We start from the raw sequence: 22699 nt of genomic DNA, 5'->3' as shown, positions 1-22699 counted from the left end.
CTCAGATGAGACACTGGGTCAATGGCTGCAGTGAATCGCAAGGACCTCGCTCTCCAAAGTGCTGAGAAGATCTTCGCCGACTTCGGCTACGACCGTGCGACAATGCGGATGATTGCCGACGACGCGGACCTCAAGCTTGCGCTGCTCACCTACCACTTCACGACAAAGCTCAATCTCTACCGGGCGGTCTTCGAGGAACATCAGCACCTCAATGAGCTGCGCCGGGAGCGACTGCGGGAGGTCGATCTTGCAGCGCCCCAAGCACTGGAGGAGATCGTCGATGCCTTTCTCGTTATCGGCGATGCCGCCGAGGAAGGAGTCCGGAAGGAGCGGTATCTCAAGCTTGTCCTGCGTGAGGCCGCGGATCCGCGCGCTTACGAGCGCGGCATCATCGCGGACCTCTTCGATCCGATGGCCGCAGAGTTCATCGAGGCGCTGGGAGCAGTTCTGCCCGGGAAACCGAGGTCGTTCGTGCGGTGGGACTATCTCTTCTCGGTCGGGGCACTGATCATGTCCAATTCCGATGACCGGGCGCGCGCGCTCGGTGGCGGCGAAAGCGACGCCGTTGATCGCTTGGAGCACCTCAGGGAGTTCATCGTTGCGGGCCTGCGAGCCGGTACAGCCGGAAACTGAATTCGTGCGGAAGAGGGTAACGCCGGACGCAGGGCTCGCGCTCGGAAGGACAGCCGTCGCTCAGTTGGCCCTATCGCGGGTGAGGCAGTCTATGAGCTGGCGAGTCGCGGCTTCGACCCGAACCGGATTCTGGCCATCGAGTGCACCGGAGTGAACCACCTGAGCGACGTTGTCTTCTCGACCGTCGCCGTAAACGACGGAGCGGTCGAAGTTGGCGGTCCCGCCGTGTTCTCGCGGAGAGTACCGAGCTCGGACTTCTTCAATGCGACGAAGTCTTCGAGTCCAGGAGTCGACGTCAATGCCGTTGTTGCCAAGCGCGTGGGCTTCGTGGCCGCCGGCATAGTCGCGACGATTCTGCAAGGCCTCTCCACGCGACTAGGTGAAGTTGACCGCGCAGTTCACGGAATCCGGACACCCGAAAAGCGGCCACAGGGGTACAGCCTCGGTGGGGTGACCATGGACGGAGCTGCGACGTCTCGTTCAGCGGATCGCCGTTCCACCGCCGGCTGGAACTCGTGTTCCACGTCTCGAGAAATGTAACGAACGGATAACGAAGGGTGCTTCGTCACGCAGCCGTAGTGGCGAGCACGACGATCCCCAGAGATGCCATGGGGAAACCCCGGGACCGCCTCGGCGAGGTTCCTAACCCCACCCCTGCGCAACGGGAGCGGATTCGGGGTGAAATCGCCGAGGTGAGATTGACGCTCATGCTCATCTCGTTAGGTTTGTGGGCGTGAGAAACGCACTCGCTCAACCGAAGACGGAAACCGACGTCCGCCCTCCCTCGCTCGAGGACGGACAGCATCTGTGGCGGCTGGCGAAGGACTCGGCCGTGCTCGATCTCAACTCCTCCTACTCGTACCTGCTGTGGTGTCGTGACTTCGCGGACACCTCGGCGATCGCCTGGATCGACGGCGAACCCGCAGGGTTCGTCACGGGCTACACCCGTCCGGACAACCCGGACACCCTGATGATCTGGCAGGTCGCCGTCTCCGAGGCGTTCCGCGGACACGGTCTGGCCTCGACGATGTTGCACGCACTCGCCGACCGGACCGGAGCGCTGCGGCTGGAGACGACGATCACCGACGACAACGCGGCCTCGAACCGTCTGTTCCAGGCGTTCGCCGAGCAGCGCGGAGCCGGGCTCGACCGGCGCCCGCTGTTCACCCCGGACCTCTACCCGGACGGCCACGACACCGAATACCTCTACGAGATCGCCCCGCTCTGAGCGCGGGTCGGGATCGGCCCCTCCGGTCGCGGAGTCCGGGCCATCCCGATGTCTGCTCGACTCCAGCTCTCAACGGACGATCTCCCGCGGGCCCCGCATGGGTGGGTCCGCACCCGGCAGGCTGATCAGCTCAGCTCTGCACCTCGCAGGCCAGCCCTGCATCCGCAGTCGAATCTGCACCATGTCGAAAGGAATCATGCGATGACTGACACCACGACGACCACCCCTGACATCTTCGAGACCCGCGAATCCGCGGTGCGCGGCTACTCACGTTCGTGGCCGGCGACCTTCGCCAAGGCCCAGGGCCCGCGGCAGTGGGACGAGGACGGCAACGAGTACCTCGACTTCTTCTCCGGGGCCGGTGCCCTCAACTACGGGCACAACAACCCGGCGCTGATGAACCCGCTCGTCGAATACCTCCAGTCCGGTGCCGTGCTCCATTCGCTCGACATGAAGACCCCGGCCAAGCGGGAGTTCCTCGAGACGTTCGAGAAGCTCATCCTCGAGCCGCGCGGACTCGACTACACGGTGATGTTCCCCGGACCGACGGGGACGAACACCGTCGAGGCGGCGCTCAAGCTCGCCCGCAAGGTCACCGGCCGCCAGCACCTGCTCTCGTTCACGAACGCGTTCCACGGCATGACCCTCGGGTCGCTGTCGGTGACCGGCAATTCGATGAAGCGCGAGGGTGCGGGCATCCCGCTGACGAACAGCTCGAAGATCCCCTACGACGACTACTTCGACGGGGAGACCCCCGACTTCCTCTGGCTCGAGAAGGTCCTCGAGGACTCGGGCTCCGGAGTCGACAAGCCGGCGGCGATCATCGTCGAGACCGTCCAGGGCGAAGGCGGCGTGCGGGCGGCTCGGGCCGAATGGCTGCGGGAGCTCTCGGCGCTGTGCAAGAAGCACGACATCCTCCTCATCGTCGACGACGTCCAGGCCGGCTGCGGTCGCACCGGCACGTTCTTCAGCTTCGAAGACGCCGGCATCGAACCGGACATCGTCTGCCTGTCGAAGTCGATCTCCGGGTCGGGACTGCCGATGGCGCTCACCCTCTTCCGTCCCGAACTCGACGCGTGGGAGCCCGGTGAGCACAACGGCACCTTCCGCGGCAACAACCCCGCGTTCGTCACCGCGACCGCGGCGCTGAAGAATTTCTGGGCCGACAATGCGTTCCAGAACGAACTCGCCGACACGATCGCCCACCTCCACCAGCGTCTCGACGCCATCGCCGCGAAGGCCGAGGGAGCGACGGTGCGCGGACGCGGTCTGCTCGCCGGGCTGCTCTTCGACGACCCGGAGGTTGCCGGGAAGATCGCCGCCGAGGCCTTCGCCACCGGCCTCCTCATCGAGACCTCGGGCCCGCGCGACGAGGTCGTGAAGATCATGCCGCCGCTGACGATCACCGAACACGATCTCACCGCCGGACTCGACATCCTCGAAGCCGCCGTGCTCAAGGTCGCCCCGGCTGCGACGCCGGCGATGGCCTGAGCCTTGCCGGCGCCTCGCTCGACGCTGGGTGAGCGCGGGACCACTTGTGGAGGGACCGCCTCGGCGCTGTGGCCTGCGGAGGACCGCCTCGGCGAGATCGGGATCCGCAGCCTCGGCGAGGAGTTCAGGGATACGACCCCACTGACGATACGAAGGGACACGAAATGTACGTAGTCAATCGCGATGACCTCAACGGAACCGACCGGGACGTCCAGTCGGAGACGTGGCGGAGTCGGCGGATGGTGCTCGGCCGGGAGGGAGTCGGATTCTCCTTCCACGACACCGTCATCTACGCGGGCACGCGCTCGACGTTCCACTACCAGAACCACATCGAAGCCGTGTACTGCGTGCAGGGCGACGGCACGCTCACCGACGAGGAGACGGGCAAGACGTACCCGCTCACCGACGGGACGATGTACCTGCTCGACGGGCATGAGAAGCACACCGTCGTCGCGAACACCGAGCTGCGCATGGCCTGCGTGTTCAACCCGCCGGTCACCGGCCGCGAAGTCCACGACGAGAACGGCGTCTACCCGCTCATCATCGAGGAGACCGCCGCCGTCTGAGCGATCGGTGGTCGGCTGAGTCGGTCGGTTGAGTCCCAGGGCGCGGTCGGCTGACTGGCTTCCGGGCTAGTGGCGTTCGGGCCGGTTGGCTTCCCCGCCGGTGGCATCAGGCCGGGTGTCTGGCGTCTCGACCGACTGCGGCTCACTTCAGTTTGAGGGGCTCACGTTTTTGGCGTGAGCCCCTCAAACTGAAGTGAGCCCTGAGCCCGAACCGGTGGCCTGAATCCGCGATTCGAACCCTCTGCTCGACCTCACGGCCGCGCCGGGCGCCCGGGGGCGCGGCTCGCAGGTGGGCCCGGTGCAGGGCCCCTCCGACAAACGGGCGGGTTGCCGCGCTGCTGCAGGGCGCCACTCACGAAAATGGCCAGTCTGATCTGAGATGGACACATATTTACCTGTCCATCTCAGATCAGACTGGCCAATTCGACGCCGAGGTTGAACCGAGAGGCGCGAGGGAGGCCGGCTGGCTCAGCCGATCGATCCGTCGGGCAGGCCGAGACCGCAAGAACTCAGACTGCCGGCCCGCCCCGCGGCCCGCCCCGCGGACCGCCCTGCCGGCACTACCGACCCCCGCGACCCCTCACCTCACTGGGTCTTCGCTGCCTTCTTGGCGTCCTTCTTCGCGTCCCAGTAGGCGCGGGTGGTGACCTCGTCGGAGCCGTCCCAGGCGTCGATGCCGTCGACGCCGGGCAGGTCGTCGCGGTTGAAGACCGGCTCGAGGCCCTGCTTGCGCTGGTTCGTGTAGTTCTTCAGCACCTTGAGCGCGATCCCGCCGAGGAGGAAGACGGCGACGAGGTTCGTCAGCGCCATGACCGACATGAACACGTCGGCTGCGGACCACGCGAGCGGCAGGGCGATGACCGAGCCGGTGAACACGGCGGCCATGACGATGATCCGGTAGATGATGATCGCCGGACGCGCGTTCTTCTTGAACAGGTAGGAGATGTTCGCCTCGCCGTAGTAGTAGTTGCCGAGGATCGAGGAGAACGCGAAGAGGAAGATCGCCACGGTGAGGAAGTGGACCGCCCACGAACCCAGCTGGGAGGCCAGCGCGGTCTGCGTCAGCGACGCACCCTGCGCCTCGTCGTAGACGGGGTTGGAGAGCAGGACGATGAACGCGGTGATCGAGCAGACGAGGATCGTGTCGAAGTAGACCCCGAGGCTCTGCACGAGGCCCTGCTTGGCCGGGTGGGAGACCGACGAGGTGGCGGCGGCGTTGGGCACCGAACCCATGCCGGCCTCGTTGGAGAAGAGACCGCGGCGGATGCCCTGGAGGATGACGATGCCGATGCCGCCGCCGACGACGGATTCGATGCCGAACGCGTTCCTGATGATGAGCATGATCATGTCGGGCACCTCGGTGATGTTCATCGCGACGACGAGAACACCGAGGAAGAGGTACGCGACGGCCATGACCGGGACGATGACCGAGGACCAGGCCGAGATCCGCTGCACTCCGCCGAGGAAGACCGCCCCGGTGACGAGCGCGAGGAAGATGCCGAGGCCGACGGGCAGCCAGAAGCTCTGCGTGGTGTCGATGTTGAGGCTCGTGGCCGTGGCGTCGACGATCGAGTTCGCCTGCAGCGAATTGAAGACGAGGCCGTAGGTGACCGTGATGATGACGGCGAAGAACGCTCCCATCAGCGGCTTCTTCAGTCCCACGCTCATGTAGTAGGCGGGGCCGCCGCGGTAGGAGTCCTTGTCCTTGACCTTGTAGAGCTGGCCGAGCGTCGACTCGACGAAGGCGGTGGCGGCACCGAAGATCGCCATGAGCCACATCCAGAAGACGGCTCCCGGGCCGCCGATGGAGATCGCCAGGGCGATGCCGGCGATGTTGCCGGTGCCCACGCGGGAGGCGGCGGAGATCCAGAACGCCTTGAACGACGAGATCGACTTCGTGCCGTCCTTGTTGCTGCCGGGGCTCTCGCCGATGACGCGGAACATCTCCGGCAGCAGTCGCAGCTGGACCATGCCGGTGCGGATGCTCAGGTAGAGGGCGACGCCGATGAGGACGACGATGAGCACCCACCCGAGTCGGTCATTGACGAATGCGATGAGGTCTTCGAGGGACATGCCGATCGTTCCAATGCTTGTGCGGTGTTGTGCGTTTTCACAACTCATTGTGCCACCACTCACATCATCGGGTGCGCGGCAGGGGCGTGCGCAGTGCGGCAAGAGGGATTGCATCGCCGAGGCGGTTCGCCGCGACCGCGTCCACCCCACTTCAGACGTGGTACTATTCCTGTGATCTGCCGCACTTCGAAAGACCTGTACCGTGCCGACGACGCTGACTGGGATTCCTGCTCCCTGGGCCGCAATCGCCCGTTCCCCTGTGGAGGAGTCTCGTTGAGGACCGTTCGTCGCGCGCCCGCCGCTGAGCCTGATGCTCGCGGATCCGCCGGTTCAGCATTCGTGCGCCCACGCACCCTGTCGCGTTCGCCCTCCTGTCCCGCACCGAGGCGGTTCGCCGTCACCGCGCACCGAGGCACTCAGCGCGGGGTTCCCTGGGGCAGATCCGTGCACAGCGAACTCCCGACGGAAATCAGCCGACTCCGATCCCGGATTCACCGGCACGCAACCCTGACAACACCCGGGCATTGCCCGCAGCGCCTAGGATAATCCGCAATCGCCCTTGAGGTAACACGTTGACGGCTCCACCGGCACCGCCTCGGCGAACATCCCCATAAGGAGTACCCACCATGCCGATCACCGTTCTCACCCATCCTCCCGCAGGCGGCGTCAGGACCCCGGTCCCGCCGCTCGTCATCGCGCACCGCGGCGCGTCGCAGGGGTGGCCGGAGAACACGATCCCGGCGTTCGTCGCCGGCATCGACCAGGGCGCGGACATGATCGAGGTCGACGTCCACATGAGCGCCGACGGCGAACTCGTCGTCGTCCACGACATCACGTTCGATCGCACGACCGATGTGCGCACGGTCTTCCCCGACCGCGCCGACACCCACGTCTCCCAGATGACCGCTGCCGAGATCGCCCGGCTCGACGCGGGCAGCTGGAAGCACGAGGCATTCGTCGGTCTGCAGGTGCCGACCCTCGCCGAGGTGCTCGCCCTCGTCCATACGACGCGCACCGGGCTGCTCCTCGAGGTCAAGCATCCCGAGCTCTACCCCGGGATCGCCGAGGCGATCGTGGCCGCCTGCGACAACGTGCCCGACTACCTCGACCGGTCGCTGGCCGCGGGGCTGCTCGTCGTCCAGTCCGCCGACTGGGACTTCGTCCGCGAGTTCCACGAGCTCGCTCCCGAGGTGCCCGTCGGGCTCCTCGGCCGTCCGACGCCCGAGCAGCTGCGGGACTTCGCCGCGTGGGTCGATCAGATCAACCCCGAGTACGTCGACGCCGACGCCGAGTACCTCACGCTCATCCACGAGCTCGGCATGTCGAGCCTCGTGTGGACGATCGACGCCGTGCCCGACATGGAGACGGCGATCGAGAACGGTGCCGACGGCATCATCACGAACGTGCCCGACGTCCTCGTCGAGGTCGTCGAGGAGCTGTAGCCGGGCGCACAGATTTATGCACAAGCGCCGGGAGTCTATGTGACGCAGCGGCTCAGGGAATGAAGCGGTTGGGCGATGCGGTCGCGAGTCTGCTGCGCAGCTGGGGCCCGACGATGCCGAGGTACGTCGCGCCGATGACGTAGCCGGCGAGCGCGCAGAGCAGAAGCAGGATGTCGCCGATGCCGGTGCCGATCGTGTCGAATCGCGTCGCCGTGGCGAGGATGCACAGATGCATGCCGCAGACGAGTGCGACGAACCCGGCGATGCGGTAGATCGTCGTCGCGGTGCCTCCCGGTGGGAACTTCTCGTAGGCCCTGAGGGCGACGATGGCGACGAGAAGTCCGAGGAACGCGACCGCGGACACCAGCGCCGAGAGTGCGATCCCAGACGAGTCCCAGTCGAAGGCCGTTGCCATCATCGAAGAGAGAAACGGACTGAAGACGAGCACGAGCACGGTGGCGATGAGGGTCAACCCACTCGCCCGGTTCGCTGGCACGGGCTGATTCGGCACCGCGCGTCGGTCGGCCGTTGCCGATTCGTGAGCTCGGCGGAGGACGGCGGCTGCAATGAGGAAGGGAACGATGAGCGTCGCCGCGTACGGGAACGGCTGCCCGATGGTCCACACCCAACTGTCCTGAGATGCTGGAACCAAGCTGTAGGCCGCCTCGGCGATTCCGGAGATCCCGTACGCGGCGACGATGACGACGGTGACGATGATTCGCGGCAGCGGCGGTTCGCGGCGAACGATGAGGACGGCGGCGACCAGGGCGATCAGCGCGAAGGCACAGAGCGCATACCCCGACCATGCCCCGAGGTCGGAGCTGAGCGCTGCCGTCTTGAGCGAGCAGAACGCCGTCCACGCGATGAGGTGGATGGCGAACGCAGCGAGGAGAGGTGCGATCCGACTCGACGGCAGCCGCGTTCGGGTCGGGGAAGTCTCAGCCATGCGGCTATCGTCTCACGGCGCTTGTCGTCGAGGAGGCGTCACGGGTGCATGCGGGCACCTTTGACCGTGCGGTGGACGGCGTTCTTCGGTCCGTGCAGGGCAACGCCGACGAGGTTGAGGTCGGCAGGGGCGGCTCGCGGACGGGAGGCCCGACGAGCGCGGAACGACTCAGACGAGAGCCTCACGGCGACGCCGAATCGGCGACTTCCGCGGCGGTGCGAGGCTGGTGACAGTGAGGACGCTCGACGCAACTAGGTAGCCGATGACGACAATGGGGATTGCGGCCCCATCGCCGACCAACGATTCTTCAGCACCGATCTGAAGCAGGACTCCGATGATCACCGCGTCCATTGCGAAGAACAGAGTGAAGAAGCCTGAAGCACCGAGAAGCCAGTCCCCGAGCGACTTGCGGGAGACATCGAATGCGAGTCGAATTGCAAAGATGCCTGCGACTGCACCGACGGCTGCCAGCAACGACAGGATCCACGTCCACGTACCTGTCGAGAACTCGACGATCGTGCCGGCCGGCGAGGTGAGAAGACCCGCTGCAACTATGAGTGCCGCCGAGCCGAACAGGGTGATGGCTGCACCGTGCGGCTTTCGCCGACCGCGATCCGCCGAGTTCTCAGCCGAGGCCATCGTGCGAAGAGTGCGAATCGTCACCGGTATCAGGAGGACGGGCGCGCCGAGAATGGTGAGAAACGGCACGGCTCCCGCAAACTCCGAGAGGGGTCCAGCGAGGACCGCCGAAGGCACCAGCCGAAGAACGAGTGCCACGACTCCGGAGAGACACCAAACGATGACGAGTGCTGCGGCGATGACGCTGGCAGTGGTGCTCGGTTGACTCCGCGCGATGGCCCCCACCGCTGCCGCTGAGACGAGAGCCAGCACGAGCAGAGGGATTCCAACCCAGAGCGGTTGACCGGTTCCATAGTCCGGGGCGGTGAAGAAAAGTGCTGAGAAGCCCACCCATGCGGCGAGGTGGACGACGAAGCCGACGACGAGGACAGAGAGACGTATCGACATCGACGGTGGCTGTAGTGCGCTGTCCATGAACCCATCGTGCCATATCGACAATCATCGTTGCCGTGGTCGGCGCCTCACTCCCGCGGGGCGCGCTGGGTGCCGGTCAGCGGAGAATCCCAGGTCCCGGGCTCGGTCACGGGGAAGCGGCGGCCGGTGACCTCCTCGGCGAGGATGCGCACGAAGCGATTCTTCTTCCCCGCCTGCCACGGGGTGACGTCGAGTGAGATCGTGTCGAGCAGCTCATCGGTGCGGTTGATCGGCTTCGCCGTGCCCTTGACGACGACGCTCCACGCCTCCCCGGCCTCAGGGTCGAAGCCGTCGACCTCGAAGGCCACCTGCGGGTGGTCGTGGATCGCGTCGATCTTCGTGCCCTCCCCGGAGCGGAAGACGATCGACGAATGCTCGAGAGCGTAGTTGACGGGGAAGATCTCCGGGTGGAGGTCCTCGCCCTCGCCGACGATGACGGCGAGGCAGCCGATCGTCGTGCTGCGCAGGCTCTCCCAGGCTTCGTCCGCGTCGAGGACCATATTCGGATCAGCGTTCATCGCGTTGCCTTCCCTTCGGCGCGGGCGGCGGGACGTCGGAATCGCTCGCCATCGCCGCGCTTTTCTACAGAGTGTAGAAGAGTTGGCGGCGGAGCGACAGTGAATGCCGCGATGCGACCTCAAGAGTCTCGAAGTCGCCCCCTCGCGGTCTCCGGCGCGAAGTGAGAGGGTGGAGACATGGCCAACGAACTTGCCGCATCGACGAGCCCGTACCTCCGTGCCCACGCCGACAATCCCGTCGACTGGCGGATGTGGACGAAGGAGTCCCTCGCCGAGGCGGCCCGCCGCGACATCCCCCTCCTCATCTCAATCGGCTACTCCACCTGCCACTGGTGTCACGTCATGGCCCACGAGTCCTTCGAGGATCCCGCCGTCGCCGAGATCATCAACGCCGGATTCCTCCCCATCAAGATCGACCGCGAAGAGCTGCCCGACGTCGACTCCCACTACATGAACGCCCTCCAGGCGATGCGCGGGCAGGGCGGCTGGCCGATGACGATCTTCGCGACCCCGACCGGCAGCCCGTTCTACGCCGGCACGTACTTCCCGCCGTCCCCGCGCGGCAACGTCCCCTCGTTCACGCAGGTCCTCGACGCGGTGTCCCAGACGTGGACGGACCGCCGCGCCGAGGTGACCGGGATGTCCCAGCGCATGGACCGCGGCCTGGCCGACATGGCCACCGCCGTCACCGATGCGATCCCCGCCGAGGCGGCTGCCGAGGCCCTGACGCCCGAGGAGCTCGACGTCGCCGCCTCGGCGCTGCTCGACTCCTATGATCCGGCGTGGGGCGGGTTCGGCACTGCGCCGAAGTTCCCGCCGTCGATGAACCTCATGCACCTGCTCGCGACGTTCGTCCGCCACGGCGGAACCACCTCGGCGAAGGAGACGGAGGGGCTCGCCGTCCTCGGCGCCGACGGCCATCTCACCGGCGACCTCGCTCTCGACTGCCTCATCGCCGCCCGCAGCACCTTCGCCCACATCGCCTCCGGCGGCATGCGCGACCAGGTGCGCGGCGGCATCGCCCGCTACAGCGTCGACCGGCAGTGGTTCGTCCCGCACTTCGAGAAGATGCTCTACGACAACGCTCTCTACCTGCGGGCAGTCGTGCGCTGGGCCGAGGTCGAACGCGCCCTCAACCCGGCATCGAAGTGGCTCGCGCTTGCCGAGCGGGAGCTCGCTGACACCGCCGATTTCATGATCGCCGACCTCTCTGCTGGGGACCGGTTCATCGCCGCCCTCGACGCCGATTCGCCCGGCGCCGACGGGCGGCTCGAAGAGGGGGCTGCCTACGTCGTCACGCACGACGAATTCGCCGAGGTGGGTGGGGCGGGAGTGCTCCAGCTCGTCGATTCCCCGGCGGGCGCAGACCTGCCCGGCCTCGTCGTCGCGGCACCGCGGATCGTCGACTGGCTCGGCATGGACGACGTGCCCTTCGACGCCGACCATCCCGCACCGTGGGCGACCGAGGCGACGCAGGCGCAGGTCACAGCGCTGCGGACGCTCCTCGACGCGCGGCCCCAGCCGGCCAGGGATGAGAAGACGATCACCGAATGGAATGCGCTCGCCGTCACCGCACTCGCCGAGGCGGCCCTCTACTCCCATCCGAGTGCGGCGTCGACGGCGTGGGGGAGCGTCGCGACGATCTTCTGGGAGTCGATGGTCAACCGCTTCATCACCGGGTCCGGCGATATCGAGTCCGAACCCGCCGAGATCGTGATCCCCGGCGTTGGCGACCTGCCGGTGCGGCGCAGCTTCACGGGTGCCGATCCGGGCCCGGGGGCGGCGGGGCTGACGGACTGGGCGCAGATGATCGTCGCCGGTGCCACCGTGCTGCAGCTGCGCAGCGCGGGCCTCGCCGAGGGTGCCGGCAATCGCGCCGACACCGGTGTCGGACTCGACGACACCCTTCTCACTCCGGCCGGGCTCGCCGAGCTCGGCACCGAAATGCTGCGGAGGTTCACGAACTGGGACACCGAGGCGGAGGCCGGGCGCGCGGCACCGGAGGTCGATGCAGGTGCTTCGGGCGGCCGGGGAGAGGCGGTCGAGACGCTCGAGGTCTTCGATGCTGAAGCCGACGACATCCTCGGCGTGCGCGGATCCGATCCCGTCGACAACGCCACGCCCTCGGGGCGCGCGGCCGCTGCGGAGGCGATGCTGCTGATCGGCGAGCTGGGAGTTGACGGCGGCACCCCTGCTCGGGGCCGCCTCGGCGAGGAAGAACCGAGCGTCGGTCAGGCCGAGGGAACGCTCACGAGCAGTCAGGCGATCGATGTGCGCGATCGTCTGCTCGGGGTCTACCGGGCGCTGGCCGGTCGGGCGCCGCGCGGAGCCGGGCATGCGCTGTGGCAGGCCGAACGCGCCCTCGCTCCGGTCCGGGTCGCCAGTCGCGACGACGCTCTGCTCACGTTCGCCGCGAAGCACCCCGCGGTCACCCTCCTCACCGACTCGACCGGTGTGCCCGGGCCCGACGGGGACGAGATCCCCGTGCCCGAGGGGGCGGCGATCGTGTGTCGTGGCACGGTCTGCTCGCTGCCGGTGACGACGACGGCGGAACTCGCCGCGCTGCTCAATGGGTGAGGGCGAGGCGGCCGCGGCCCCTCACTCGGGGATGAGGCTGAGCCCCCGGTAGCGGTTGAGCGCGGCGGCCATCTCCTGTGCGCGCGGCCGGGCGACGTGACCGGGATGCCTCCGGTGCCCGGTGAGGCCGTCGATGCCCTGCGCGTCGAGCATCGCCTCGATCTCCGCGAGCGCCTCGACGACGGAGACCTTCCCGTCGAAGATCCTCGCCATGTACTCGAGCGACTCGGCGATGCCGTTCGTCTGTTCGGGGTCGACGAGCTGGGAGACGGCGGCGAGGTCGATGAAGCTCTTCCCGAACTGGATGAGGTCGAGCCCCTTCGCCTTCGCCGTCTTCGTCTTCCCCGCGGGATGGAGGGCATCGGCCGTGGGGATCCGCGGCGGCGGATCGCCGAAGACATCGGGCCCGGCATCCGAGCTCTCGATGGCCAGCTGATCAGGCGTGACGCCGACGAGTTCGTGGGCCTGCTGCGTGACGTCGGCGGGCACGTAGGCATTCATCGCGATGACGAGGTCGGCGACCTCGAAGAACGCACTCGACCCGCCGGCGACGAGCACCGTGGAGACCCCGCGCTCCCCGAACAGGGGTCGGACCCGGTCGACGAACGGGGTGATCGGCTCCCGGTCGGCGGGGATGAGCGCGCGCATCCGCTCATCGCGGATCATGAAGTTCGTCGCCGAGGTGTCCTCGTCGATGAGGAGGGAATGCGCGCTCGCCTCGACGGCTTCGACGAGGTTGGCCGCCTGTGAGGTCGATCCGCTGGCGTTCGTCGTCGAGAAGAATCTCGTGTCCGTGCCGGATGGCAGATTGTTGATGAACGGTGAGATGTCGTCACCGGTCACTGCGCGTCCGTCCTCGGCCCGGATCGCGGTGGCCGTCGGCTCGGTGATGACCCATTCCCGCCCGTCACCGGCGACGTGCGGATAGACGCCGCGCTCGAGCGCGCGCAGAATCGTCGATTTGCCGTGGTACCCGCCGCCGACGATGACGGTGACACCACGGGGGATCGCCATGCCCGTGACTTGGCGTCCGCTCGTCAGGTCGAACGTGCGCTCGAGACTTGCCGGGCTGCGGAAGGGCACGGCCGCCGCAGCGTCCATGGGCCGATCCGAATCACCCGAGCGGCGGGGCAGGAGCGCGCCGTTGCCGACGAACCCGACCAGGTCATCCTCGCCGAGGCGGTCCCGCAGCTCCGTCTGATCGCGCAGGAGCTGCACGTGGTCGGCCAGCGCCTGGCCGTCGATGTTGTCGTAGAGGAACATCGCCCGGCGAGATCGATGACGTCGCGGGTGACGGTGTCGGCGGCCTGATGACCGAGGATGCGGCGTCCGCGGGCCGGCAGATTGACGAGCAGGCGGGCCTCGAAGCCGTCATCGTCGATGATGACGTTCGTCCGTTCGAGCACTTCCTGGCCCGGACGGCCGAGGTTGATCGACCGCCCGTGGTCGCGCCGGATGACACCATTGCCCACCCGCAGGAGGTAGTCGGAGGCGGCGATCCGATCGAGGCGGCCGGTCGTGAGATCGGCGGGGAACCCGGCATCGGCGCGGCTGACGCGCACACGCACCTTCGACGGAGAGGCGAAGGGATCGACCTGGACGCGATCGACGATGAGGGTGACCGGGCCGAACGTGTACTGCCCGGTGATCTGCTTGTAGTTGCCGTAGCTCTTGCCGTCGAGACGATGGAGGGTATCTGCCAGCTGCGATCGTTGGGGACTCATCTTCGCCATGCTACGCGACAACTGTCGTTGCGCACCGAGAAATTTCTGGTGTCATCGGTCTTGCATGTGACACCATAATGGTGTCATCATGGACTCATGAACATCACGCGCCATGTCGAGCAGCTCCAGAACCAGCTCACCGCCGCAGCCGCAGCCGGCGATGACACCACTCGCGATGTCGCCGAGCGACTCGTCACCGCCCTCGAACCTGCGGCGCGCGTGACGATTCTCGATGCGCTCACCGATGCCAGTGCGGAACTCACCTCGGCGATCGCCCCGGCCGTCATCGATGTCCGCCTCCGCGGGCGCGACATCGACTTCGTCGTCGACGGGCTGCCCGCACCTCGGGGCGACGGGGGCGATGCGACGATCGCGCAGCCGGCGGCTGAACAGGCCGCCGCCGACGTTCCCGTCGACCTCGACGACGCCAGCACCTCGCGGACGACGCTGCGGCTGCCCGACTCGATCAAGGCGCGCGCCGAGCAGGCGGCGAAGGCCGAAGGCATCTCGCTCAACGCATGGCTTGTCCGTGCCGTGGCCGCAGGTCTCGACACTCGCGGCACCGAGCGAACCCGAACCAGCAGAATCTCAGGATGGATGCGATGACTCAGTACACGACCATGACACGACCGGCGATCACCGTCGACATCCCGGCCGGCGCTCTCCTCGTCACCGCCGGTGAACGCGACGGCGTCGACGTCACAATCGAACCGACGAACCCCGACCGCGCCGTCGACTGCGAGGCCGCCGAGCGGATCTCCGTGACCGAGGGCGATGGCACTCTCGGCATCGTCGGGGAGAAGCGGCTCCTCCTCGGCGGCAAGGGCTCGGCCGATGTCCGGCTCGAGGTCCCCACCGGGACCGACCTCGACGTGGCGATCGGCGCGGGATCCATCCGGCTGCGCAACCACGTTGGTGCCGTGAGAGTGAAGGCCTCCGCCGGCGACGTCACTGGTGACACCATGGTGTCACTGACGGCGAAAGTCAGCGCGGGAAGCCTCGCGGTCGACGAGGTGACCGACGGCGTCGATGTCCGACTCTCCTCCGGAGATGCCCAGCTCGGACGGATCGGCGGGGAGGCGCACATCAGGTCGGCTCACGGGTCGATCCGCGTCGGCGAGTTCGCCGGCACGGGAGAGCTCGCCACTGCGACCGGCACCATCAGCCTCGACGGCGTCGACGGCGATGTCAGGGCCGCCTCGGGGCACGGCTCCGTGCGGGTGCGCCGGGCCGGCAGCGGCCGCCTCGATCTCGAATCGTCGTTCGGCACCATCGAGGTCGGCGTCGCGGCCGGCGCGCCGGTGTGGATCGACGCGGACTCGAAGAACGGAGTCGTGCGCACCGACCTCGAAACCGACTCCGGACCGCTCGGCGACGAGCTGCCCGTCGAAGTCCACGCCCACACGAAGTTCGGCGACATCATCATCGACCGCGCCCAGTAACCCACCGACCTCCCCGAGGTCGAGCCCATCAGCCGCTGTCGCGGCACATCATCACAGCGCACCAGGTCAAGCGACCGGGCGTGGCGTCGTGCACCCGAAAACAGGTCGGCGCACCGCCGCCGGCCCACAGAAGACCATGAGAACAAGGAGGATCCCATGTCGGATCTCGCCACCGAACCCGGAACCACACCAACCACCAGACCTGCCATCAGCGTCCGAGACCTGCGGAAGGCCTACGGCGACAAGACCGTCCTGGCAGGCATCGACCTCGAGGTCGCCCGCGGCGAAGTCCTCGCCCTGCTCGGTCCCAACGGGGCCGGGAAGACGACGACGGTGAACATCCTCTCCACACTGCAGCGCCCCGACAGCGGACGCGCCGAGGTGTTCGGTCGTGACGTCGTGTCCGCGGGGGCCGATGTGCGCCCGCTCATCGGTCTGACCGGGCAGTTCTCCGCCGTCGACGGTCTGCTCACCGGCCGGGAGAACCTCGCCCTCGTCGCTGCCCTCGCCCACCTTCCGGCAGCGGAGCAGACGGCGCGGGTCGACGAGATGCTCGAGCGCTTCGACCTCGGTCCCGCGAGTCGAAAGCAGGCATCGACGTACTCCGGCGGCATGCGCCGCAGGCTCGACCTCGCGATGACCCTCATCGCCCGGCCGAGCCTCGTCTTCCTCGACGAGCCGACGACCGGCCTCGACCCGCGCAGCCGCCGCACGATGTGGGACATCGTCGGCGAGCTCGTCGCCACCGGGGTGACGATCTTCCTCACGACGCAGTACCTCGACGAAGCCGACGAGCTCGCGGATCGCATCGCCGTCCTCGACGATGGGAAGATCGTCGCGAACGACACCCCGTCCGGGCTCAAAACGACTCATCCCCGGTAGTCGCATCGACCTCGCCTTCGCCTCGGCGGCCGATCTCGATCGAGCGCAGAGCCTCTGGCCGCAGGCCGTCGGCCGGGCCGAGGCGCTCGCGCTCTCCGTCCCCGGTGATGGGGGAGCAGCACACCTGCGGCAGGTCCTCGGCGGATTGGAGTCCGCCGGCATCGAACCGTTCGGACTCACCGTGGAGACGCCCAGCCTCGACGACGTCTTCTTCGCTCTCACTGGGCACGGGGCACGCGCGACCGATGCCGATGCCGGCCCGAACGACACCGGAGACGACGAGGTCGATGCGGCCGCGGATCCGGTGGACAACCTCGGCGAGAGAAGTGATGGCACCCACCCGACCGGCACCTCGACACGGCACGGAAGGACCGAACGATGACTCAGACCCCCACGACACCGCTGACCGCGGCAGCTCCTGAGCCGGCGCGCCACCCGATCCGCTGGGCATGGGCGGACACGGCGACGATGGTCAAGCGGCAGTTCGTCCACGCGGTGCGCTACCCGGTGTTCATGTTCCTCGTCGGAGCCCCGATCGTCATCCTCCTGCTCTTCGTCTACGTCTTCGGGGGAACCCTGGGGCGAGGGCTCGGCGGTGATTCCGGTGACTACCTCGCCTACGTCATGCCGGGCATCATCGTGCTCACCTTCGTCGGCGGCATGCAGCTGACGGCGCTGTCGATGTCGCAGGACATGAGCGAGGGGATCGTCACCCGGTTCCGGTCGATGTCGATCTCGCGCGGCGCGGTCATGGCCGGTCACGTCATCAGCAATGGCCTGCAGCAGGTCGCTGCCGTCCTCCTCGTCCTCGGTCTGGCGCTCATCCTCGGCTTCCGGCCGGCGGCGGACGGACTCGACTGGCTGGGCCTCGTCGGCTTCTGCCTCCTCCTCATCGTCTCCCTCGGCTGGCTGTCGGTCGCACTCGGCGTCATGGCGAAGTCGGTCGAAACGGCGAGCAATGTGCCGAGGCTCTTCATGCTCCTGCCGATGGTCGGCTCCGGGTTCGTGCCCACGGACACGATGCCGCGCTGGATGCAGATCTTCGCCGACGCCCAACCGTTCACGCCGATCATCGAGACGATCCGCGGACTGCTCATGGGCACGCCGCTCGGCAGCAGCTGGTGGATCTCGCTGCTCTGGATCGTCGGCCTCGGCGTGCTCGGCTATGTGCTCGCCCGGGCGGCGTATGAGAGGAGAGCCGCCAGGTAGGACGGGCCGGCGACGGGAGCGTCCCCGGCGATTCTCAGGCCGTTCCGGACGGGCGCCGGCTCAACTCGTGCGGGCTCGTCGCCCGAGGTAGAAGTCGGCGGCGTTGGACCAGAAGACGGCGTCGACTTCTGCGGGCGTGAGCACCTCGCGGACGAGGTCGAAGTCGGAGTCGGCGAACGGGCGACGAGCCCGCGTCGACGGCAGATCGGTGCCGACCATGAGCGCGGACGGGTCGGTGTCGACGATGCGCCGGATCACCTCGGCGGGGTCGAGGTCGACCCGACCGAACCCGGTCGCCTTGACCTTGACGCTCTGTGCGACGAGGCGGAGGAGAGTGTCGACGCCGTCCCGGTGCATCCCGAGGTGGTCGATGCTCACGGCCGGCAGAGCCGCGATCCGGGCGGCAAGATCGTCATCGATCGTGCGCGCGTCGATGTAGAGCTCGGTGTGCCACCCGGCTAGGTCATGGACGCGGCGGGCGAAGCGATCGAGGTCGCCCAAATCCGCGGAGCCGCCGCGGGCGACATTGAAGCGCAGGGCGCGCACGCCGGCGGCATCGAGGTCGAGGATGCGCTCGTCGCTCGTGTCGGCCGGCAGCTGTGTGACTCCGGCGAACGTCGGGCCGAGCTGCCGCAGCGCCTCGACGAGGTAGCCCTGGTCGAAGGCCTGGAACGACCCCGAGACGATCGCGCCGCCGGCGACGGTGAAGGTGGAATCGCTGAGGCCTGAGGCGGCGTTGCCGGGGTCGGCGTCGTTGGGATCTGGTGTGCCAGGGTCACGGGTTCCGGCGTCGGGGGTGCCGGGGACGAAGCCGTCGGGGTCACTGGTGCCGGCGTCGGGGGTGCCGGGTTGATCGTCGCTGACTCCGCCGCCGCGTCCACTGTCGCTGAGTCCACCGACGCGCGCGACGTAGTCGGCGACCGTGAACGGGTCGGGCAGATACCCGTTGTTCTCGACGAGCGGGTGCGCCGGGTCGATGATGTGGAAGTGCGCGTCGAAGACCCGCTGAGTTTCGGCCATGGTCCCAACCTACACAGGGGCTGGGCGACATCTGCGCCGCTCGTTCAACATTTGGCGTGAACATCGACGGGTTGCGTGCAGCAGTGGCCGCTCGTTCAACAGTTGGCGGGAAAAAGTGGTCCCCGAAGACGACTTTTTCGCGGCAAGTGTTGAACGACGCCTGGTGCCGGCATCGGCGCGCAGTTCACGCGTGCCCGGCGCCCCGGCACCCGCCAGTCCCGAATAGCGGCACCCTGCGTAACGATCACGCTAAATCCCGCCCGGATCGTCCCGATCTGCCGGAACCGGCAGGTCCTCTCGGTATATTGTGAGTCAACTCACATTCTCAAGTGCGGTGACCAGCGCCGGTCGACTCCACGAGGAGGTGAGCCGACCCGTGCCGACCGACCACCACACGCCAGACACCAGACACCACACACCACCTGCACACCACCATCGCCCCACACCACCGCCCCACCCCGACCGCCGACCCAGAGAGACCGAAGGGACACCGATGTCCGAGCGTCTGTCCGCGACTGCCACCAGTCCGCTTCCCCAAGCGAACGTCGACGACCTCATCGCCCAGTACGACGAGGAACTCCCGCAGCGCAGGCTCACGCGCCGACTCGACCTGGGTGTGAGCATCGTCTGCTTCCTCATCTCCCTCTACGTCCTCAACCAGGTGTTCTTCCCGCTCCGGCAGGGCAACCAGTACTACCTCATGTGGTTCCTCGCCTTCGTCCTGCCCCTCGTCTTCATCTGCTACCGCCCCGGGTTCGGCCGGCGGAAGGAAGCGGGCGCGCACGCAGCGGAGGCCGCTGCGGAGGCGACCACCTCGGCGCCGGGGACAGCACGGAAAGCCAAGCCTGCCCGCTCGACGGACAACCCCTCGGTCATCGACTGGATTCTCGTCGTCCTCACCTTCCTCACCTGCGCCTACCCGGTGCTGCCGTTCTTCTCCGGCGGGTTCAACGAGTTCCTCAACCGGCAGGGCTCGCTCGACCCGCTCGACGTGACGATGGGCGGCATCCTCATGCTCCTCATCCTCGAAGCGACGCGGCGGACGACCGGCCTCATCCTCCCGATCTTCTGCGTCGTCTTCTTCCTCTACAGCTACTACGGGGCCTACATCCCCGTCGGCTGGCCCGGTTCGCACGCCGGCCAGAACTTCGACCAGATCATCAATGCCCTCTACAACGACGCCTCGGGCTTCTACGGGATCCCGCTCGACGTCGCCGCGACCTACATCGTCCTCTTCACGATCTACGGCGCCGTCCTCGACAAGACGGGAGCGGCGAGCTTCTTCATCGACCTCTCCTTCTCCCTGTTCAAGAAGTCGAAGGCCGCCCCTGGGCGCACCGTCGCCCTCTCCGGCTTCCTGCTCGGCACGGTCTCGGGATCGGGCACTGCGACGGCCGTCTCCCTCGGCGCGGTCACCTGGCCGGTGCTCAAGAAGGCCGGCTACCCGAAGGAGAACGCCGGCGGCATGCTCGCCGCCTCCGGCATCGGCGCGATCCTCTCCCCGCCGACCCTCGGCGCGGCCGCCTTCATCATCGCCGAACTCCTCAACGTCTCCTACGGCCTCGTCCTCCTCTGGGCGGTCGTGCCCACCCTGCTCTACTACCTCGGGATCTTCCTCGCCATCGAGATCGACTCCCGCAAGATCGACGTCGACTACCGCCCGCCCACCGGCCTGCGCTCGTGGCCGATCCTCAAACGCGGCTTCTACCACTTCATCTCACTCGGCATCATCGTCGTCTTCCTCGCCCTCGGCATGGCCCCGTTCAAAGCGGTCGTCTACGCGACCCTGGTGGGCATCGGCTTCGGCATCATCGAGATCGTCCTCGCCCACCGCGGGCAGCCGAAGACGATCCTCCGCGCGATCTGGGACGTCATCTTCGGCGCCCTGTCGACGGGCATCCGCTCGGTCCTGCCGGTGACCAGCGTGTGCGCAGCCGCCGGCATCATCGTCTCGACGATCACGAAGACCGGGCTCGGCCAGGTCATCTCCGACATCCTCGTCAAGGGCGCGCAGGCGATCTCGACGAACCCCACCGCGGTCATCGTCTTCACCTGCATCTTCGCCGCGATCGCCGTGACGATCCTCGGCCTCGCCGTGCCCGTGACCGCATCGTTCATCATCAGCTGGGTGATCGTCGGACCCGCCCTCATCTCGCTCGGCGTCCCCGAGGCGGCGGCCGCGATGTTCATCTTCTACTACGCCGTCCTCTCCGAGGTGTCTCCGCCGACCGCGCTCGCCGCCGTCGCCTCGGCCGCGATCACCGGAGGCCGTGTCATCGCGACGATGTGGCAGGCGTGCAAGTACGCGATCCCCGCCTTCCTCGTGCCCCTGGCCTTCACGTTCACCCCCGAGGGCGCATCGCTCGTCGCCCAGGGCGGATTCCTCGGCGCGCTGTGGACGGGCGTGGTCTCTGCGTTCGCCGTCGCCGCTCTCGCCGCCGGCGCCGGCGGGTGGATCATCCGCCGCGCGGGTTGGCCCGAGCGCATCCTCTGCTTCATCGCCGCCGGCGCCCTCCTCTACCTCCAGCCGCTGTCGATGATCGTCGGCTTCACCGCCCTGATCCTCGCCGTCATCGTCCACCTCATCCTCCGCCGCCGTCCCCGGCAGACGGACCAGACCCCCGCCGAGGCGGCTCTGCCGTGAGCGATGCCCGTGACCTCGATCCCGCCATCGTCCAGCACCGCACCGACCACCCCCGCACCGACCAGCACCGCACCGACCACCACTGAGAAAGGGAAGAGCCCATGAAGAGAACGAAGATGTTCACCGTCACCGCGGCCGCCGTCGCCGCGGTCCTCGCGCTGAGTTCGTGCGGCGGCAAACGCGAGAACACGCCCGCGGCCTCGGGCGGAGACGGCTGCACGGCCGCGTCCGGGCAGATCACGATCGCGACCGGCAACTCGACCGGCGTGTACTACGTGCTCGGCGGCGGTCTCGCCCAGCTCATCTCCGACAACACGGACCTCAAGGCGACCGCCGCCGAGACCGGAGCCTCGGTGCAGAACCTCCAGCAGCTGGCGGCCGGCGACTACGACATCGCCTTCTCACTCGCCGACACCGCCGCCGACGCGGTGTCGGGCAACGCGGACTTCCAAGAGCCCGAGGAGATCTCCGCGCTCTCGCGCATCTACGACAACTACACCCAGGTCATCGTCCGCAAGGATGCGAACATCAAGACGATCGAGGACTTCAAGGGTAAGACGATCTCGACGGGCTCCCCGAAGTCCGGCACCGAGGTCATCGCCAACCGCCTCATCGAATCCGCGGGCCTCGCCGACGCCGATGTCACGAAGCAGCGGCTCGACCTCGCGAAGACCGTCGACGGGATGAAGGACGGCACGCTCGACGGCATGGTGTGGTCCGGGGGACTGCCGACGGCAGGCGTCACCGACCTCTTCACCTCCAACGGCGGCGACGTCGAGTTCCTCGACATCTCCCCCCTCGAGGACAGATGAAGGAGATCAACCCCGTCTATGAGGTCGCCGAGATCCCCGCCGACACGTACACCGGCGTCGGGGCGGTCAACACGATCATCACGCCCAACGTCCTCATGGTCCGCAACGACATGGACGAGGGCACCCAGTGCGCCCTGACGAAGCTGATCTTCGACAAGAAGGCCGACCTCGAGAAGGTCCACGCGGCGGCGAAGGACATCAAGCTCGACACGGCGATGCCGCCGGAGCCGATCCCGCTCGCCCCGGGTTCGCAGACCGCGCTCGACGAACTCAACAAGTAGGCGCGCCACGCGGACGACCCCGGCGCCAAGTCAGCGAGCCCGGCGCAGAGGGGGCGGCGCTGAGTTGGCGGGCAGAGGGGCGAGTGCTGGAGGGGCCAGTGGCTGAGGGGGCGGGCAGCTCCCCGATCACGGCGGAGTGCGGATAGCGGGCGGTGCAC

The 22699-nt window shown here is 67.6% G+C and carries 21 protein-coding genes and 1 pseudogene; 13 read left to right on the top strand and 9 right to left on the bottom strand.

From position 1 onward, the window contains the following. Positions 1–21: 21 nt before the first annotated feature. The 4 genes from AC2W7K_RS10320 (at position 22) to AC2W7K_RS10305 (ending at position 3918) form a co-directional block, all read left to right on the top strand. Complete coding sequence (locus AC2W7K_RS10320; RefSeq protein ID WP_486006118.1) at positions 22–633, top strand: TetR family transcriptional regulator; 612 nt, start codon at positions 22–24, stop codon at positions 631–633. Between the two features lie 733 nt (positions 634–1366). After that, on the top strand, positions 1367–1861 hold the full coding sequence (ectA, locus tag AC2W7K_RS10315) for a diaminobutyrate acetyltransferase (RefSeq protein WP_486006117.1): 495 nt from the start codon (positions 1367–1369) through the stop codon (positions 1859–1861). 201 nt (positions 1862–2062) lie between these two features. Next, entirely contained in the window at positions 2063–3352 is a 1290-nt protein-coding gene (ectB, locus tag AC2W7K_RS10310; RefSeq protein WP_486006116.1) for a diaminobutyrate--2-oxoglutarate transaminase, read from the top strand. A 164-nt stretch (positions 3353–3516) separates the two neighbouring features. Beyond that, positions 3517–3918 carry an ectoine synthase gene (locus AC2W7K_RS10305; protein WP_198500388.1) on the top strand — a complete coding sequence of 134 codons (402 nt, stop codon included), beginning with the start codon at positions 3517–3519 and terminating at the stop codon, positions 3916–3918. Positions 3919–4503: 585 nt separating this feature from the next. Here the strand turns inward: AC2W7K_RS10305 and AC2W7K_RS10300 are convergent. Then, positions 4504–5991, bottom strand: a complete 1488-nt coding sequence (locus AC2W7K_RS10300) for an alanine/glycine:cation symporter family protein (protein ID WP_198500389.1) — start codon at positions 5989–5991, stop codon at positions 4504–4506. Between the two features lie 626 nt (positions 5992–6617). On the opposite strand from AC2W7K_RS10300, the gene AC2W7K_RS10295 reads away from it, so the two are divergent. After that, a complete protein-coding gene (locus AC2W7K_RS10295; RefSeq protein ID WP_198500390.1) occupies positions 6618–7433 on the top strand; it encodes a glycerophosphodiester phosphodiesterase in 816 nt (271 codons plus the stop codon). A 52-nt stretch (positions 7434–7485) separates the two neighbouring features. On the opposite strand, the gene AC2W7K_RS10290 is transcribed toward AC2W7K_RS10295, so the two are convergent. The 4 genes from AC2W7K_RS10290 to AC2W7K_RS10275 form a co-directional block, all read right to left on the bottom strand. Continuing rightward, positions 7486–8379: a hypothetical protein gene (locus AC2W7K_RS10290; protein ID WP_486006115.1), complete on the bottom strand. Its 894-nt coding sequence runs from the start codon at positions 8377–8379 to the stop codon at positions 7486–7488. Between the two features lie 38 nt (positions 8380–8417). Next, entirely contained in the window at positions 8418–8564 is a 147-nt protein-coding gene (locus tag AC2W7K_RS10285) for a DUF2000 family protein (protein WP_376911630.1), read from the bottom strand. Further along, positions 8548–9405 (bottom strand): hypothetical protein, encoded by an 858-nt coding sequence (locus tag AC2W7K_RS10280; RefSeq protein WP_486006114.1) that lies wholly within the window; start codon positions 9403–9405, stop codon positions 8548–8550. Before AC2W7K_RS10280 ends, AC2W7K_RS10285 begins: the two co-directional genes overlap by 17 nt. Positions 9406–9479: 74 nt before the next feature. Continuing rightward, on the bottom strand, positions 9480–9950 hold the full coding sequence (locus tag AC2W7K_RS10275; RefSeq protein ID WP_198500393.1) for a pyridoxamine 5'-phosphate oxidase family protein: 471 nt from the start codon (positions 9948–9950) through the stop codon (positions 9480–9482). 177 nt (positions 9951–10127) lie between these two features. On the opposite strand from AC2W7K_RS10275, the gene AC2W7K_RS10270 reads away from it, so the two are divergent. After that, entirely contained in the window at positions 10128–12527 is a 2400-nt protein-coding gene (locus tag AC2W7K_RS10270) for a thioredoxin domain-containing protein (RefSeq protein WP_198500394.1), read from the top strand. 21 nt (positions 12528–12548) lie between these two features. Here AC2W7K_RS10270 and AC2W7K_RS10265 read toward each other — a convergent pair whose 3' ends face one another. Both AC2W7K_RS10265 and AC2W7K_RS10260 read right to left on the bottom strand, forming a co-directional pair. Further along, a complete protein-coding gene (locus tag AC2W7K_RS10265; protein WP_486006113.1) occupies positions 12549–13790 on the bottom strand; it encodes a P-loop domain-containing protein in 1242 nt (413 codons plus the stop codon). A 62-nt stretch (positions 13791–13852) separates the two neighbouring features. After that, positions 13853–14251, bottom strand: a pseudogene (locus AC2W7K_RS10260) (ABC-ATPase domain-containing protein); the annotation flags it as partial. A 96-nt stretch (positions 14252–14347) separates the two neighbouring features. Here AC2W7K_RS10260 and AC2W7K_RS10255 point away from each other — a divergent pair. The 3 genes from AC2W7K_RS10255 to AC2W7K_RS10245 all read left to right on the top strand — a co-directional run bounded on the left by AC2W7K_RS10255 (position 14348) and on the right by AC2W7K_RS10245 (position 16575). Then, positions 14348–14857, top strand: a complete 510-nt coding sequence (locus tag AC2W7K_RS10255; protein ID WP_198500396.1) for a toxin-antitoxin system HicB family antitoxin — start codon at positions 14348–14350, stop codon at positions 14855–14857. Then, the gene (locus AC2W7K_RS10250; protein WP_198500397.1) at positions 14845–15693 is read left to right on the top strand and encodes a DUF4097 family beta strand repeat-containing protein; all 849 of its coding nucleotides are present in this window, start codon (positions 14845–14847) and stop codon (positions 15691–15693) included. The genes AC2W7K_RS10255 and AC2W7K_RS10250 overlap by 13 nt, the downstream gene beginning before the upstream one ends. A 156-nt stretch (positions 15694–15849) precedes the next feature. After that, on the top strand, positions 15850–16575 hold the full coding sequence (locus AC2W7K_RS10245; protein WP_486006112.1) for an ABC transporter ATP-binding protein: 726 nt from the start codon (positions 15850–15852) through the stop codon (positions 16573–16575). On the opposite strand, the gene AC2W7K_RS10240 is transcribed toward AC2W7K_RS10245, so the two are convergent. Further along, entirely contained in the window at positions 16553–16915 is a 363-nt protein-coding gene (locus tag AC2W7K_RS10240; RefSeq protein WP_486006111.1) for a hypothetical protein, read from the bottom strand. The genes AC2W7K_RS10245 and AC2W7K_RS10240 overlap by 23 nt on opposite strands. Positions 16916–16953: 38 nt before the next feature. On the opposite strand from AC2W7K_RS10240, the gene AC2W7K_RS10235 reads away from it, so the two are divergent. Beyond that, a complete protein-coding gene (locus tag AC2W7K_RS10235) occupies positions 16954–17784 on the top strand; it encodes an ABC transporter permease (protein WP_486006110.1) in 831 nt (276 codons plus the stop codon). Between the two features lie 60 nt (positions 17785–17844). Here AC2W7K_RS10235 and AC2W7K_RS10230 read toward each other — a convergent pair whose 3' ends face one another. Further along, positions 17845–18804, bottom strand: coding sequence for an amidohydrolase family protein (locus tag AC2W7K_RS10230; protein ID WP_198500400.1), 960 nt, complete (start codon positions 18802–18804; stop codon positions 17845–17847). 493 nt (positions 18805–19297) lie between these two features. Here AC2W7K_RS10230 and AC2W7K_RS10225 point away from each other — a divergent pair, with 493 nt between their 5' ends. The 3 genes from AC2W7K_RS10225 to AC2W7K_RS10215 all read left to right on the top strand — a co-directional run bounded on the left by AC2W7K_RS10225 (position 19298) and on the right by AC2W7K_RS10215 (position 22541). After that, entirely contained in the window at positions 19298–21448 is a 2151-nt protein-coding gene (locus AC2W7K_RS10225) for a TRAP transporter permease (RefSeq protein ID WP_198500401.1), read from the top strand. A 101-nt stretch (positions 21449–21549) separates the two neighbouring features. Then, positions 21550–22260: a TAXI family TRAP transporter solute-binding subunit gene (locus AC2W7K_RS10220; protein ID WP_486006109.1), complete on the top strand. Its 711-nt coding sequence runs from the start codon at positions 21550–21552 to the stop codon at positions 22258–22260. Next, positions 22257–22541 (top strand): TAXI family TRAP transporter solute-binding subunit, encoded by a 285-nt coding sequence (locus AC2W7K_RS10215; RefSeq protein WP_486006108.1) that lies wholly within the window; start codon positions 22257–22259, stop codon positions 22539–22541. Before AC2W7K_RS10220 ends, AC2W7K_RS10215 begins: the two co-directional genes overlap by 4 nt. Positions 22542–22699: the final 158 nt, after the last annotated feature.

The organism is Brevibacterium sp. LAARM2_SD2 (assembly GCF_057364785.1).
This window is presented reverse-complemented; position numbering and strand designations above follow the sequence as displayed.

Excerpts from the sequence above, each read along its gene's own strand:
- AC2W7K_RS10245 (WP_486006112.1), top strand. The coding sequence starts at position 15,850 with ATGTCGGATCTCGCCACCGAACCCGGAACCACACCAACCACCAGACCT.
- AC2W7K_RS10270 (WP_198500394.1), top strand. The coding sequence starts at position 10,128 with ATGGCCAACGAACTTGCCGCATCGACGAGCCCGTACCTCCGTGCCCAC.
- AC2W7K_RS10265 (WP_486006113.1), bottom strand. The coding sequence starts at position 13,790 with ATGTTCCTCTACGACAACATCGACGGCCAGGCGCTGGCCGACCACGTG.
- AC2W7K_RS10220 (WP_486006109.1), top strand. The coding sequence starts at position 21,550 with ATGAAGAGAACGAAGATGTTCACCGTCACCGCGGCCGCCGTCGCCGCG.
- ectB (WP_486006116.1), top strand. The coding sequence starts at position 2,063 with ATGACTGACACCACGACGACCACCCCTGACATCTTCGAGACCCGCGAA.
- AC2W7K_RS10250 (WP_198500397.1), top strand. The coding sequence starts at position 14,845 with ATGGATGCGATGACTCAGTACACGACCATGACACGACCGGCGATCACC.
- AC2W7K_RS10225 (WP_198500401.1), top strand. The coding sequence starts at position 19,298 with ATGTCCGAGCGTCTGTCCGCGACTGCCACCAGTCCGCTTCCCCAAGCG.
- AC2W7K_RS10320 (WP_486006118.1), top strand. The coding sequence starts at position 22 with ATGGCTGCAGTGAATCGCAAGGACCTCGCTCTCCAAAGTGCTGAGAAG.
- AC2W7K_RS10230 (WP_198500400.1), bottom strand. The coding sequence starts at position 18,804 with ATGGCCGAAACTCAGCGGGTCTTCGACGCGCACTTCCACATCATCGAC.
- AC2W7K_RS10235 (WP_486006110.1), top strand. The coding sequence starts at position 16,954 with ATGACTCAGACCCCCACGACACCGCTGACCGCGGCAGCTCCTGAGCCG.
- AC2W7K_RS10305 (WP_198500388.1), top strand. The coding sequence starts at position 3,517 with ATGTACGTAGTCAATCGCGATGACCTCAACGGAACCGACCGGGACGTC.
- AC2W7K_RS10275 (WP_198500393.1), bottom strand. The coding sequence starts at position 9,950 with ATGAACGCTGATCCGAATATGGTCCTCGACGCGGACGAAGCCTGGGAG.
- AC2W7K_RS10290 (WP_486006115.1), bottom strand. The coding sequence starts at position 8,379 with ATGGCTGAGACTTCCCCGACCCGAACGCGGCTGCCGTCGAGTCGGATC.
- AC2W7K_RS10295 (WP_198500390.1), top strand. The coding sequence starts at position 6,618 with ATGCCGATCACCGTTCTCACCCATCCTCCCGCAGGCGGCGTCAGGACC.
- AC2W7K_RS10300 (WP_198500389.1), bottom strand. The coding sequence starts at position 5,991 with ATGTCCCTCGAAGACCTCATCGCATTCGTCAATGACCGACTCGGGTGG.
- AC2W7K_RS10255 (WP_198500396.1), top strand. The coding sequence starts at position 14,348 with ATGAACATCACGCGCCATGTCGAGCAGCTCCAGAACCAGCTCACCGCC.
- AC2W7K_RS10215 (WP_486006108.1), top strand. The coding sequence starts at position 22,257 with ATGAAGGAGATCAACCCCGTCTATGAGGTCGCCGAGATCCCCGCCGAC.
- AC2W7K_RS10280 (WP_486006114.1), bottom strand. The coding sequence starts at position 9,405 with ATGTCGATACGTCTCTCTGTCCTCGTCGTCGGCTTCGTCGTCCACCTC.